This window comes from Microcoleus sp. bin48.metabat.b7b8b9.023 (genome assembly GCF_013299185.1).
In the GTDB taxonomy this organism is placed as follows: domain Bacteria; phylum Cyanobacteriota; class Cyanobacteriia; order Cyanobacteriales; family Microcoleaceae; genus Microcoleus.
Window position 1 is genome coordinate 19,383 of the sequence record NZ_JAAFKG010000073.1, and the last position, 13,729, is coordinate 33,111.

The following is a 13,729-nucleotide window of genomic DNA, read 5'->3' on the forward strand; positions in this document are numbered from 1 at the left end:
AATCGCCGAGTATAGTCAGAAAAGGGGTTTTAAAATTTCCGATTTCTTCAGTCCGCGCAGGCGGACTTTGTTTGTGTAGTAGCGATTTCAATCGCCGAGTATAATCGACACCAATTTCAATCGCCGAATATAGTCAGAAAAGGGGTTTTAAAATTTCCGATTTCTTCAGTCCGCGCAGGCGGACTTTGTTTGTGTAGTAGCGATTTCAATCGCCGAGTATAATCGACACCAATCCTTTACTTAGAACCAAACACCTCACGCACCCGATAAATCGGCTTTCCCTGAGACTCATGATAAGTCCGCATCATGACTTCCGCCAACAAACCAAAACAAAATAACTGCACGCCAGTCAACAACAACACCACAGCCAAAATCAGCAAAGGACGATTGCCAATAATTTGACCGAAACCCAATTTGAGGACTGTCAAATAAATCCCTAAAACCGTTCCCAAAGCCATCGAACTCATGCCCAAAAGTCCAAAAACGTGCATCGGTCGAGTCAGGAACTTCTTCATAAAAGAAATAGTTAGCAAATCCATCAATACCCGAAAAGTCCGCCAAATGCCGTACTTGCTTTTACCGAAACGGCGCGCGTGATGTCGCACCGGAATCTCTGCAATTCTCGCGCCTTCAATAAACGCCAAAGCCGGCAAAAATCTGTGCAACTCCCCGTAGAGATTTAAGTCTGCAACTAACTCAGATTTATAAGCTTTCAAAGAACAACCGTAGTCGTGCAAAGTTACGCCCGTAACGCGACCAATTAACCAGTTAGCAATTTTAGAAGGAATCAAGCGGCTGATAGTATTGTCTTGCCTATTTTTGCGCCAACCGCTAACTAAATCGTAGCCTTCATTTAACTTTTCCAGCAACACCGGAATATCAGCAGGGTCATTTTGCAAATCGCCGTCTAGGGTAACAATAGCACGACCTGTCGAGCGATCGAAACCTGCCGACATGGCAGCAGTTTGCCCGTAATTGCGGCGCAAAAGCACAGCACAAAGGTCATCGCGACTACCGGCTAGCTGCTTGAGAAGGTCAGCAGAACCGTCTTTAGAACCGTCATCTACACAGATAATTTGATAGCTGAGTCCAGAGGGTTGAATCGCAGAGGCGATCGCCTCAATCAGATGAGGCAAACTTTCCACCTCATTATACACTGGCACCACGACCGAAACGTCGATCGCCACCTCAGTTGCAGCCTGCTGTTGAGCCAATTTTTCCAAAAATAATGCAGCGTCCATTGCTTTGTTAGATAACATCATTGGTCATTAATCATTGGTCATTAGTCATTGGTCATTGGTCATTAGTTATTAGTTATTAGTTTTTAGTTATTAGTTTTTAGTCAACGGTCATTGGTCAACTGTTAACTGTTAACTAAAATAGGGCGGGTACGGGGACACCGCCCCTACAACTGTCAACTGTCAACTGTCAACTGTCCACTGTCAACTGTCCACTAGGTTGATAACTTGCCACAACTTTACCATATCCGCGCAATTGCTGGTAATAAGCTCTGCTGACTGCATCCCCATTATCCGACAAAACATCGATACCAATTCCGTCGCGACCTTGTACTTTTCCAGAACTGTGAATGTAGCAATTATCTCCGAGGTACAATCCTACATGAGTTGCTTTTTCTGGCGTACCAAAAAACACTAAATCTCCCGGTTCTAAAGCACTAACACTAATAATAGATGTAGTAAAAGCTTCTTGCTGGTAAGCATCCCTCGGCAACCAGATGCCCGCAGCTACAAAAGCAGCTTGCATCAATCCCGAACAATCATAATTTGGCCCGACTGTACCGCCCCAAAGGTAATAATTGGATTGCTGCATCGCCTCGCGAGTAAAGGTAATTGCGATCGACAATTTATCCCTAATTTGAGCCTCAGAAAGCACCAGAGGATGATACACTGTTTCTGTGACTTCGAGCAACTCAATATCTCGAAGATCCAGCCATCCCGGATAATCGTCTTCGCACAGCCGCACCATCACAGCCGTTGTATCCCCCTGCACAAGGGAATCTATGCCATCTCTCCCACCCTTAACAAGGGGGGGCTGGGGGGGGTCAAAAAGGAGCAAATGTCGCCCCAAGGCTGCTTGAGTGGCCAAACGATCGCACTTTGGGGAATCGTAAATATTTATGTGCGATCGCGCTCGATACTCCACACCATCAGATAATTGATAATTGACCATTGCTAATTGCTAATTGCTAATTATTTGCTATTAATTGTTCGCACTTAACGATTTATTGCCATTAGCCAACCGCCAACCGCCGTTAATCGTCAGCAGTCAACCATTAACCATGACATTTTTCCACAAAGACGAACAATTAGAAACCCTCGGCAGTAGCATTATAGATGCAGTCCAGGCAGAATTTACAGGATTGAAGGGCGATCGTACAGCAGTAACCTGGATCGTCTACGATCCGCCAGTGCGAGTCAACACAGGTGGCGCCCTAAGTCCACAAGAATTTTGGAAATATCAACCGCGAGGTTTTAGCGCCAGGGCTTCCGAACGAATTTATCCCGCCAGCATCGTCAAACTATTCTACCTTGTTGCCATCTGGGAATGGACACAAAAAGGCATGATTCAAACATCGCCAGAATTAGAACGCGCCGTCCGAGATATGATAGTTGACTCCAGCAACGACGCCACCAGCTTAGTAGTAGACGCCCTCACGGGCACCACCAGCGGCCCCGAATTATCACCAGGCCCCTTTGAAACTTGGAAACAGCAGCGAAACCTCATCAACCGTTACTTTCAATCATTAGATTGGCCGGAATTACAAAACATTAACGCCAATCAAAAAACCTGGTGCGACGGCCCCTACGGTCGCGAGCGAGCATTTGTGGGAGAATTAATGGAAAATAGGAATATGCTGACTACAAATGCAGCGGCGCGTTTGCTGCATACTATCATCGGTGGCGTAGCTGTTTCTGCACAAGCATCGCAAGACATGATGGGTTTAATGAAACGCAGTTTAGAACCAGCAGCATTAGAAGCAGATCCCGAAAATCAAGTTACAGGTTTTTTAGGTGGCGGATTACCAGAAAATACAAAATTGTGGTCAAAAGCGGGGTTGACAAGTCAAGTTCGTCATGATGCTGCTTATATTGAAATACTTGGTTTGCGGCCGTATTTGTTAGTTGTCTTTACCGAGGGGAAAGAGAATAGCAAAAATGAAGAGATTTTGCCTTTTATCTCGCGGCAGTTTGTGGAAGCAATGAAGGCACTTGATTAGATTTGGTAGCTGATGATTGCTGCTAAATTAATTCAAATACAGTATCTATTCGGATAGGGAAATGGTAATTTTGTTTTCGTTGGTTTAAGGTCAGCTCGCGCTTGGGGCAAGGTACGTAGTTGCGCTTGAGCGCTCTTTCCTAATCTTATAAAGAGCGCTGGGCATTACTTAATCAGGGTAGGAAAATGGATAACTTGAAAATTCAGCTATATTGACTCACTGGTTTGTTTTATTTTTTCACCTTGATTCCTTTTGATTCATTTATACCTTAAATTCGCAATCCCGGAGCGCTGAAGCGCAACTACGTACCTTTTTTTCTCTGCTTTATACCGCAAATTAGCAATGCCGGAGCGCTGAAGCGCAACTACGTACCTTTTTTACGTTGAGTCGTTCCTAGGGAACGAGCTTTTAGAACGGAGAGGGAGGGATTTGAACCCTCGAAGGATGTTAACACCCTTAACAGATTAGCAATCTGCCGCTTTCGACCACTCAGCCACCTCTCCAAGATGACGGTAACTAATAATAGCACACACATCCTCGTCTTGCCAACCCCTAAACCAAAAATTCCTGAATCACTCTCGCTGTATACGTTTGATCGAAAAAGGAAAAATTCTCCCAATCTCCCGGGTGCATCTGGTTTTTGAAGAGGACGAAGCATGACCGCATATAAGTTATTAGTTATAATCCCATATTGATTGCGGTCATGCTTCGCCCCTACGGATATATTTGCCTTGCGCCAGATGCACCCAATCTCCCCCTCTCCCCCTCTCCCAATCTCCTCTCCCGATCGCCTATTCCCCAAAGCCCCTGGCCTTCAAGTGCTTTTCCCAGCTAAAATTGGAACTCAAAAAGAACCTCTTAGTAGACAAATACCCCAATCGATATAGCTTAGCCTTGCGATCGCCATCAAGTTGAAAATCCGTCGTCGTCACGCCAGCTTCACTCACATCTATATTAATTACCCTGCCTTTATCCATTTCCCGCTGGTGATAGCGGTCTCTTGCTTTCATCATCGTTCGGAACATCGCCGCCAGCATTGACAGCGGAGTGTTAATTTTAACTTGACTCTCAATGCCAGTATCGACCAATCGAAACCCAAAGGTAAACCAGCGGGGCATAACGGGAGTTGAACCGACAGATTGTTTGTCATAAATCCATAGCGGGAAATTGCTCAGAATTCCGCCATCGACAATTAAGTCGTCACCCAGTTTTCCTGGCTCAAAAAATAGCGGAATGCTCATCGACAATCGCACTGCTTCAGCTACGCTAAAATCTTCGGGATTTTGGAGGCGCAACTGTTGGTACAAGGCATCGGAATCGGCAGAGTCTTGACGCCGCAAGTCGTCGGGCAGTACCAACATTTCACCGCGACTTAGGTTTGAGATTACTACTTTTAATTCCCGCTCTTTTAGCTGTTTTTTGACATCAGCAAAAGTGTGCAAGTGACCTTTGCTAAGTGTTGCTTCCAACCACTGCCGGAAAGGTTGTGCTGAATATTCTCCCATCTGGCGGCTAATTGTGAGGAAAAGTAGCGTCCAAGCTGGAGATTGCAAGTCGTCGGCGGGGTCGCCGTTTAAAATTAGAGGACTGTTTTTTTGAGTTAAAAATAGGCTGTAATCAAGCTGTCCTAACAACTCCTCCAAGTCGTCCATTGACAAGTCTGTTGCCAATACTGCGGCAGTAATTGCACCCGCAGAAGTACCGGCCAATTTTCGCCAGCGGATGCCCAAATCGTGGCAGCATCTGAGTGCGCCTAAAAATGCAAGTCCGCGCACGCCACCGCCTTCAAAAATGGCGTCGGCATAGATTTGATTTTGTTCGTCGGGAGGCGGAAATTTTTTGATAATTGTTTCTTTCTCGGTGGCGGACATCCTGACACCGGGTTCTTGCAAAATTTGTTGGGGAGACCAATTACTCATTTTAGATTTGGGATTTGGGATTTGGGATTTGGGATTTATAGAGAAGATACCAGTTTAATCGGGTACATATCAGAAACCTGGAAGTGCCAGCATGGAGCAGTACCATACTAAAATTGTTTTTTGTACTGCGTTTGTTTGAAAAGTGTTATTTATTGTTGTTGATTTTTGTGGGCATTCATGGCTTCTTTGACGTGTTCTTGAATTTGCGATCGCACTTGTTCGTAGGCCACCGACGCGCACCAGGGTCGCAGAGATAGAATAGTTGTATCAGGAGAGATCTCGATTACCAAACAAGTTGGGGGCGGATTTTCCAACACCAGCGGGTGAGAGTGGGCAATTTCTAATAACTCAGCCATCATCGGACGGATCTGCCGATCGCCAATATCAATTTTTAAGTCTACTCGCCTCGTACCCATCGCTGTGGTATTTTTCAGTGTACCGTTAAATAAATTATTATTCGGAACAATAATTTTTACGCGATCGTCCGTCACGACGGTTGTTGAAAAAATCCCGATGCTATCGACAACTCCCTTGACATCCGTAGCTTCGATCGTATCTCCGACTTCAAAGGGCCGCAAGCTAATCAACATAACCCCAGCAGCAAAGTGCGATAGAGTATTTTGCCACGCCAAACCAATCGCCAAACCCGCCGCGCCGACTACCGCCACCACGCTAGTAGTTTGAATTCCCAACTGACTCAAAGCCGCGACTGCGCCGACAACCAAAATCGCAATTTCGGCAGCTTGAACTAAGAATTTCCGCAGCGTGGGCTCGGTGCGGCCCAGAGCTCGACGAGTCACGTTACCCGCCAACCCGATCGCAAATCGCGTAATTAACAAAATGCCGATCGCCCACAGCACTTGAGGTACAATTTGAAAACCCAATTCTACGAATTTTCTAGAGAATTCTTGAGCTACTTGCATCGCCTGTATTCTCTCTGCATCTAGCTGGGCGGTGAAGGTTTGAACTGGCGGTAAAAATGTCTTCATAACTGTATAAACTAAGAGGGCTGAAGCCCAACAACATACCTCATCTTTCTGATAACCGCTATAAAGTCATCTAAAAACAGTTAACAGTTTACTGTAACGCGGGGCAATCGGTGTTTAAAACCGCACAAAATTTCCCAGGAAATAGTCCCTAAGATTTCTGCCCAATCGTCAGCAGTAATTTTATTTTCTCCATCATTCCCCAACAACGTCACCACTTCACCGACTTCTAAATCGGGAATATCAGTCACATCCAGCATTAATTGATCCATCGTCACGGCCCCGACTTGCGGCACAAATTTACCCCTAACTAAAACCTGCATTTTAGTAGAAAGATTGCGCGGAATCCCGTCTGCATAACCAATACCAACTACGGCAATCTGTGTCTCGCGCCCAGCAATAAATTTATAGCCATAACTGACGCCGGTGCCTGCTGCAATTGTTTTCACCTGCGTTACTCGGGCTTTGACCTGCATTGCGGGCTGCAAAGAAGCGATCGCCTGCAAGTGAGGAGCAGGATAAAGACCGTAGGTAGCCAAACCCGCTCGTACTAAATCGTAGTGCAAATCGGGGTCTGTGAGGGCGGCAGCAGAGTTTGCCAAGTGCAGGCGACAGGGGTTAATTCCTGCTGCTTGGATTTGGGCGATCGCCTTTTTGAACCGTTGCTGTTGCTCTCTCATCACGGCGGGATCGGGACTGTCGGCTGTCGCCAAGTGAGAGTAAATGCTGGCTAATTTTAAATTTGGCAAACCATTGACTAATTGCACAAATTCTGTTGCCTCTTGCCAAGAAGTACCCAAGCGAGACATCCCCGTATCTAACTTAGCGTGAACGGGCAAAGATTGGTTGAGACTGACGAGAACTTCCGAAAAAATTAGGGCTTGTTTGGCAGTACAAATAGTGGGTTGCAAGTGCCATTGGGCGATCGCCTTTACCTGTGCTGGTGTATTGGTTGCCCCCAACAGCAAAATCGGTGCTTCTATCCCAGCTTCCCGCAACTCTATGCCTTCGGGAATTGTCGCGACTCCCAGCCAACTAGCACCTGCTTGCAATGCGGTTTTACTGACTGCGATCGCACCGTGCCCGTAAGCATCCGCTTTCACAACTGCCATCAGTTCTGTGTTGGGAGACAATAGATCCTTAAGCTGTTTTACATTGTGAGTTAAAGCTGCTAAATCTATTTCTACCCAAGCCCGCTGGCAAAGTCCGCCGTCACCGTCCCACAGCACCGTCTGGCGGGATTTTTGGGTTGTCGATCCTGCGGCCGTTTGTTCCTCACTCAACATTGTCGATCGCTCCTACTTGCTGGCACCATTAAAAACTGCTGGGAGATTGCACTCTCGGTGCAATTATAGGTGAACTACCCACCGTCAAGCGGAGTACCGCTATGACGGGGGCTTCCAACTTCAACCGGAACAGCATCTAGCAAAACCGAAGTTTTACCAGGTTGACTTACATTCCGTCCATTGGCAGACGCGCTAGTTCCTAACGCAATAATCCGCAAGGCTTCATCCCTAATGTTCTTTGCAGCATTGATATCTCTATCGTTACGGCTGTGACACTTAGGGCAATCCCAGTGACGCACGTTCAAAGACATGGATGATACTTTATGAAGACAATTATTGCAAGTCTTAGAGCTAGGGAAAAAGCGATCTATCTCGATGTAGATCTTGCTTAATTTTTCAGCTTTGTACTTGAGCATTGTTCCGAACATCCCCCACCCAGCATCGCTAATTGCTTTAGCTAGACAGTGATTGCGTACCATACCTTTGACGTTGAGATTTTCTACTGCAATAACTTGGTTTTTGTCTACTATCTTGCGGGATAGTTTGTGTAGAAAATCTTCGCGTGTTCTTTTGATTTTTGAATGAACTCTGGCTACTATTTTTTTGGCTTTATGTCTAGTATTACTCCCTTTCTGTTTACGGCTTAGTTTTTTCTGTTTGCGCTTTAGATTGCGGCTGTGTTTCTTGAGATGCTTAGGGTTTGCATACTTGCTACCGTCGCTAGTTACAACAAAGTCAATTAGCCCAACATCTAATCCAATAGCTTTACCTTCTGCATTAGCTTCGGGAGTCTCTAATCCATCATCAACTAAGATTGAAGCATAGTATTTACCATCAGTATTTTTAGAAATAGTAACGGTTTTAACCGTACCGTCTAGTTGTCGATGAATTACGCAATGCACCTCGCCAATAATTGGTAGTTTTATGCAGCTATCTCCTACTTTGACATTTTGAGGATAACTAATAGATTGCCTACCATGCTTCGATTTGAAGCTAGGGAAACCGCCACGTCTATCGAAGAAGTTTTTATAAGCAGTAGATAGATTCAGTGCAACTACTTGAAGTGATTGAGAATAAGCATTTGTCAGCCAAGGATACTCTTTTTTGAGATTTGGGAGTAATCCTTGAATGGCACTTCTGCTAAGTCCTTTGCCAGTATCTTTGTAGGTTTGCTGACACAGATTCAAACTGTAATTCCAAAACCAACGACAACAACCAAAAGCACCCGCAAAATATGTTTGCTGCTCGGCTGTAGGATAAATTCGGAACTTGTAGGCTTGGTACATTATCAGTTGTCAGCATCTCTGATAAGAGAGTAACAAGGATACTAGGAAAATGCAATCAATTTGTGGGCGACAACATCCATCTGCCTATCTCTTGCCCGCTTGTGCTCTCGCATATAGTGGGCGGATGGAATTGTCACCTCACGCGGCACCCGTCCCGCCACCCGGCGTGGGTACACCGCCGGGCGGGGGAATTCCCGCCACTCTTGTTAAATTTACGTTTTTATCAATCTGTTAGATCGGTTCACAAAAATCCTGCAACACTAGACCAGAACCAAACCGTTATATTATCAGTAGTTCCCAAATCTCACATCCCAAATCGAAAAATGGAAAATCTCAAATGGTATTAGCTGGTGTATCATAGCATCAAAAATACCCGTAAAAACTATGGACGGATTGGCTTACCTGCATTTAGCTGAAACTTGGGAAACGCCCCCAGCTCAAACTCGATCGCCCAACTCGAAAACGCACCTAAATTTAGCTGCAACTCCTTTACTCTTCTTTACAACCTCTCTGGCAATTTTAAATTTAGTCTATCCCGCCCTCACCATCACAATCACAAAAGGCGATTCAGGCCCGGAAGTTGTCGAAGTACAGAAAACTCTGCAAGCCTCAGGACATTTTGGAGGTAGGGCTACAGGATTTTTCGGTTCCGTAACCCAGGCTGCGGTGAAAAAGTTCCAAGCAGACAACAACCTGAAAGTTGACGGAATAGTCGGCCCTCAAACCTTGTCAGCGATCAAAGGCAAGTCGCCAGCCGCCAGCGCTGACAAGGAACCTGCGGAAAAAACAGCATCAAAGGTCGATCGACCTTCGCCATCTCCTACCGCCACAGAAAACAGCAACCAACTCCAAGATACAACTAAAAATCAACCAGAACAACCTCTTTTTCAAGAACCATTTTTACCACCATTTAAAACAGAAACTGCTGCGCCAAGTTCCGACAAAAAAGAAAATGAATTACCCGGCAAAAGGCTTGCAAACACCGAAGGAAAAATGACTTTGAAAAAAACTATTTACGGCAAAATATCGCCGAAATCAATAGTTTATTCGGGAGACGGTTTATTTTTTGCTCAAAACATGATGTACAGCCACAGCATAACAGTTTACAATAGGAAATTTAAATTAGTCAAGACTATTTCCGATACAGTAAACTTGTCAAAATTTGGCTTTTCTAAATTCAAAGGCAATTACAAAGGTTCTCCCGTAGAAGCTGCCTTTTCAACAGATGGTAAATATGGCTATGTATCGAACTATCAAATGTACGGTTCTGGGTTTGACAATCCCGGGAGCGACAGGTGTTCTCCATCAGCCAAACACGACCAAAGTTTCCTGTACCGCATCAACACCCAAACGTTGAAAATAGAAAAGATAATTCCTGTAGGTGCGGTTCCGAAATTTAATGCTGTTTCACCTGACAATCGCTTCGTACTCGCGAGCAATTGGTGTACTTGGGATTTGAGCGTAGTTGATATCAATAAAAACCGCGAAGTCGAGCGGGTAAAACTGGGTGCATATCCTCGGGGTATTGTGGTTACTCCCGATTCAAGAAATGCCTATATTGCCGTCATGGGTTCTTCCGATATTGCGAAAGTCAATCTCCTAGACTTTTCGGTAGAATGGTTGAGAAATATTGGTAATGCGCCGCGTCATTTGACGATAGATCCCAATGGCAAGTATATGTATGCCACTTTGAACGGTGAAGGGAATGTGGCAAAGATCGATCTGGCAACTGGTGAAGTGATAGATAAGGTTTCGACTGGAAATGCACCTCGCAGCATGACAATTTCTGGTGACGGCAAACTGATTTATGTAGTTAACTATTCATCGAATACTGTTAGCAAGGTGAGGACTAGCGACCTTAAAGTGCTGCAAACAGTTAATGTTAATTCAAGTCCGATCGGGATTACTTACGATCCGGAAACTAATCAGGTTTGGGTGGCTTGTTATTCTGGCAGCATTATGGTGTTTCAAGATTAATCTACCAGGTTCGTAGTGAGGACTTCAGTCCGCAGAAAATCTGGAAAAAGGACTAAAGTCCTTACGACAAACCAGGTTCGTAGTGAGGACTTCAGTCCGCAGAAAATCTGGAAAAAGGACTTGCATTCCCTACGACAAACCAGGTTCGTAGTGAGGACTTCAGTCCGCAGAAAATCTGGAAAAAGGACTTGCATTCCCTACTACAAACCGGGAGCATCTCATTTTTGTAAAAAGCATTTTTTCTTTGAGTGCTGTCCCCCCTCGCGTATTGTACAATACGCGAGCGGGGACAGCACTATAAATACAAAACTGAGATGCTCCCCTATAAACTAGGTTCGTAGTGAGGACTTCAGTCCTCAGGAAATACAAAAAAAAAGGACTGAAGTCCTTACTACAAACAATAACGATTAAATCTGATTTTGGGGCGTGGGTTCGACTGCACCCCAAAAATCTTATTATTTGGATGGCTTTACAGGCTTAAGAACATAGTCAGAAGGCTTAACAGGAACCTTACCTTGTTTCGCCATCGCTTCGTAAATCATAGCTGCTACTTCCGCGCGAGTTGCTATTTTATTAGGCTGCAAAAGAGTGGGTTTCGGATGATTGACAACAATGCCAGCTTCCGTGGCTGCTGCTACTTTGTTGACTGCCCATTTCGGCACTTTTTTCCTGTCTGTATAAACTTGTAATGTTCTACTGGCTTTCGCTGACGGTTTCAGGTTTAAACCGCTAGCTAAAGCTGCGATGACTTCCACGCGCGGGACTTCTTTATCGGGACGGAAGGCATTGTCTGGGTATCCTTTAAGATATCCAGTTTTGACGCTGTGGTCGATCGCCCCAGCGATCGGACTGTTATTCTTCACGTCTTTAAAATTAATCGGTTTGCGGCGCGGTTCTTTGTCCGACATTCCCTGAATTAAGCGCGCTAGTTCCGATCGCGTAATCGGTTCGTCTGGCCGAAACTTGTTGTCCGTGAAATCAGCAAAAAATTGCCGATCGGCTAAAGCTACAATGAATGGACGCGCCCAATATTTGTCAGGAACATCGGAGAATTTAACGGGCCCGGCTTTTGGTTTAGCCGCTTTCGGTTTGGTAATGACTGGAGGGACAGCCTCGCGCTCACTTGGCGTTTCGGGAACAACAACCGTCCCCATAGGAGGAACTACTGGAAAAAGTGGCCCTATAGGTGCCACAGGGACGACATCAGGTTGCGAGGGAAGGATCGTTCTAGCGGGCGATCGCACTTCGGGACTCGCCGCCGGAGGCGTTAATATTTTTAAGTTCCCAGGCTCAGCAGCAGGTTGAGAAAAAACGGCTGGAAATTGCCAACTTCTGGCATTCAATCGATCGGGATTTCTGCCTGTTACCCAAAAGAAAATTGCTCCCATCGTGCCGAAAGCAACCAAGATCGCAATTAATTCATCAAATCCTAAAGGTTTTCTTTTCCCTGACGGGGGTTGTGAAGAAGACATACTTGTCACCTACATATCAATGAAGCAATTAAATCACATATTTTTTGAGTCTGCCGGAGGCAGAGATCGCTCCCATCAACTATTCCAAAGTTTTCACCGTCAACACCTGCGGCGGCGTAGCATCGGGAGGATAGATAAAATTAATTTGGATCGATCGCCTTTCACCCGCTGCTAACTTCAACTTTACCATCGGTTCCACAACTTGACCGACGCGCTGCCACAAATGCACGTAACGAGTCGTAGCTCCATTGCGATCGTCTTGGTAGCGCAATCGCACAGTACCTCGAAAATAAGGAAAATCCAGCGACGGTTTGCGAAAGCGCAAGCCGTTTCGGCTCCCTTTTCTGGAGGGTCAGTTTCGCGCCAGTAAATACCGCTATCTTGCCCGATCGCATATTGTCCGTCGGGGTGGAGGGTTTGCAGTGTAGTTTCCAGGGAGTCGGTGAGTAGGATACTCTGGGGATGTTCTTGGAAGTTTTTCGCACAATTGCCGTCGGAGTCAGGTAGTTGGGTGCGATCGGGAAAGGCGGGTGGTAATGTTGTGGGGTTGAGGCTTTGGGTCATGTCAGCTATCCGGTGGTGAAAGGACAGATGCTTTATTAATTAGAGGATAGCGATCGCCGATTGGGGAGCTTTACACTTTGGGTCTTTGGAGAATATAATTTTAAATGCAGTGTTTTCTAGGGGCAAGTGAAGGAAAAATACTTTTAATTAATACCTTCGCACAGCTAAATTCTGAGTTTAAGAATCTTCATTTTTCCTGATGAACTCTAACCAAAGTCGCAATCTTATTACCGATCTTGAAGCTCTAGTTGCTACAACAGCAACACAATTTGCCTTAGAAGGTTCGCCCCGTGAGGTGGCTATCCTCGCAAATGCTGAGTACAATCTTCAGCGGAACGGGGAAGATTGGGGGGTAGACTACTATGACTTATATTTTCAAGTTCCTAGTTGGCTTTACTCGCAAATTGCGGATGATATTGATAAATATGAGACTCGGATACTAGATAAAGCAAGAGAACTTCTCAAGCCTTATCCCAATGATGATTTAGCTCGCGTATTTATCAGTCCAATTTTAAGTGCGGGCGAAGATTGGCGTAAAAAAGCAAACAATTGGGTTGAAGGAAAAGGAGTAAACAATCAAGGTCGTGTCAGGTCTGATAACATAGCATCGAGAAAAGAAGATGGACTTCTCTTTCGTTCTGAAAACGAAGTGCTTTTATACAAAGCTCTTAAATCACTTGGAGTACCTTTTGCCCCATTGCCAGTTTTTATTAAGGGTGGTGAAAAATACAGGAGGATTGAACCAGATTTCGTTATTGTTAAAAATGGTGTTGTACTGGTTGTGGAAGTAGATGGTGATACTGTTCACCATGAAACACCAGCGGAAGCGCATGAAAGGATGACGATGCTTGCTCATGAAGGTGTACATATTGAGCGTAATTGCTCAACTAGGGGAAAAAATGGAGCCATCAATAGAGAGAGCTTGTTGAATAGATTGATAAGCAGTTAAACCCTGACGCTTGCCAGTATTAACAACCGAACGAACTGCTGCAAACAAATCT

General features: G+C 45.2%; 11 protein-coding genes, 1 tRNA gene and 1 pseudogene. 3 read left to right on the forward strand and 10 right to left on the reverse strand.

All coding sequences use genetic code 11. From position 1 onward, the window contains the following. Window positions 1-236: 236 nt before the first annotated feature. Entirely contained in the window at window positions 237-1,241 is a 1,005-nt protein-coding gene (locus QZW82_RS28755; RefSeq protein ID WP_293156702.1) for a glycosyltransferase family 2 protein, read from the reverse strand. A gap of 187 nt (window positions 1,242-1,428) precedes the next feature. Further along, window positions 1,429-2,190 (reverse strand): C40 family peptidase, encoded by a 762-nt coding sequence (locus QZW82_RS28760; RefSeq protein ID WP_293156682.1) that lies wholly within the window; start codon window positions 2,188-2,190, stop codon window positions 1,429-1,431. Between the two features lie 109 nt (window positions 2,191-2,299). On the opposite strand from QZW82_RS28760, the gene QZW82_RS28765 reads away from it, so the two are divergent. After that, entirely contained in the window at window positions 2,300-3,238 is a 939-nt protein-coding gene (locus tag QZW82_RS28765; RefSeq protein WP_293156705.1) for a serine hydrolase, read from the forward strand. 414 nt (window positions 3,239-3,652) lie between these two features. On the opposite strand, the gene QZW82_RS28770 is transcribed toward QZW82_RS28765, so the two are convergent. The 5 genes from QZW82_RS28770 to QZW82_RS28790 form a co-directional block, all read right to left on the reverse strand. Continuing rightward, window positions 3,653-3,741: transfer RNA gene (locus QZW82_RS28770), tRNA-Ser, on the reverse strand. 288 nt (window positions 3,742-4,029) lie between these two features. Further along, a complete protein-coding gene (locus QZW82_RS28775) occupies window positions 4,030-5,157 on the reverse strand; it encodes a patatin-like phospholipase family protein (protein ID WP_293156684.1) in 1,128 nt (375 codons plus the stop codon). A gap of 149 nt (window positions 5,158-5,306) precedes the next feature. After that, window positions 5,307-6,146 carry a mechanosensitive ion channel family protein gene (locus QZW82_RS28780; RefSeq protein WP_293156687.1) on the reverse strand — a complete coding sequence of 280 codons (840 nt, stop codon included), beginning with the start codon at window positions 6,144-6,146 and terminating at the stop codon, window positions 5,307-5,309. A gap of 80 nt (window positions 6,147-6,226) precedes the next feature. Next, a complete protein-coding gene (gene alr / locus QZW82_RS28785; protein WP_293156690.1) occupies window positions 6,227-7,429 on the reverse strand; it encodes an alanine racemase in 1,203 nt (400 codons plus the stop codon). A 74-nt stretch (window positions 7,430-7,503) separates the two neighbouring features. Beyond that, window positions 7,504-8,715 carry an RNA-guided endonuclease TnpB family protein gene (locus tag QZW82_RS28790; RefSeq protein WP_293156692.1) on the reverse strand — a complete coding sequence of 404 codons (1,212 nt, stop codon included), beginning with the start codon at window positions 8,713-8,715 and terminating at the stop codon, window positions 7,504-7,506. Between the two features lie 384 nt (window positions 8,716-9,099). Here QZW82_RS28790 and QZW82_RS28795 point away from each other — a divergent pair, with 384 nt between their 5' ends. After that, window positions 9,100-10,692, forward strand: coding sequence for a peptidoglycan-binding protein (locus QZW82_RS28795; RefSeq protein ID WP_293156694.1), 1,593 nt, complete (start codon window positions 9,100-9,102; stop codon window positions 10,690-10,692). 455 nt (window positions 10,693-11,147) lie between these two features. Here QZW82_RS28795 and QZW82_RS28800 read toward each other — a convergent pair whose 3' ends face one another. The 3 genes and pseudogenes from QZW82_RS28800 to QZW82_RS28810 all read right to left on the reverse strand — a co-directional run. Further along, complete coding sequence (locus QZW82_RS28800; protein WP_293156697.1) at window positions 11,148-12,164, reverse strand: S-layer homology domain-containing protein; 1,017 nt, start codon at window positions 12,162-12,164, stop codon at window positions 11,148-11,150. Between the two features lie 79 nt (window positions 12,165-12,243). Continuing rightward, complete coding sequence (locus tag QZW82_RS28805) at window positions 12,244-12,441, reverse strand: DUF3370 family protein (RefSeq protein ID WP_363318773.1); 198 nt, start codon at window positions 12,439-12,441, stop codon at window positions 12,244-12,246. A gap of 53 nt (window positions 12,442-12,494) precedes the next feature. Next, window positions 12,495-12,728 (reverse strand): annotated as a pseudogene (locus QZW82_RS28810) (Uma2 family endonuclease); the annotation flags it as partial. A gap of 199 nt (window positions 12,729-12,927) precedes the next feature. On the opposite strand from QZW82_RS28810, the gene QZW82_RS28815 reads away from it, so the two are divergent. Continuing rightward, entirely contained in the window at window positions 12,928-13,677 is a 750-nt protein-coding gene (locus QZW82_RS28815) for a hypothetical protein (RefSeq protein WP_293156699.1), read from the forward strand. The last annotated feature ends 52 nt before the right edge of the window (window positions 13,678-13,729 follow it).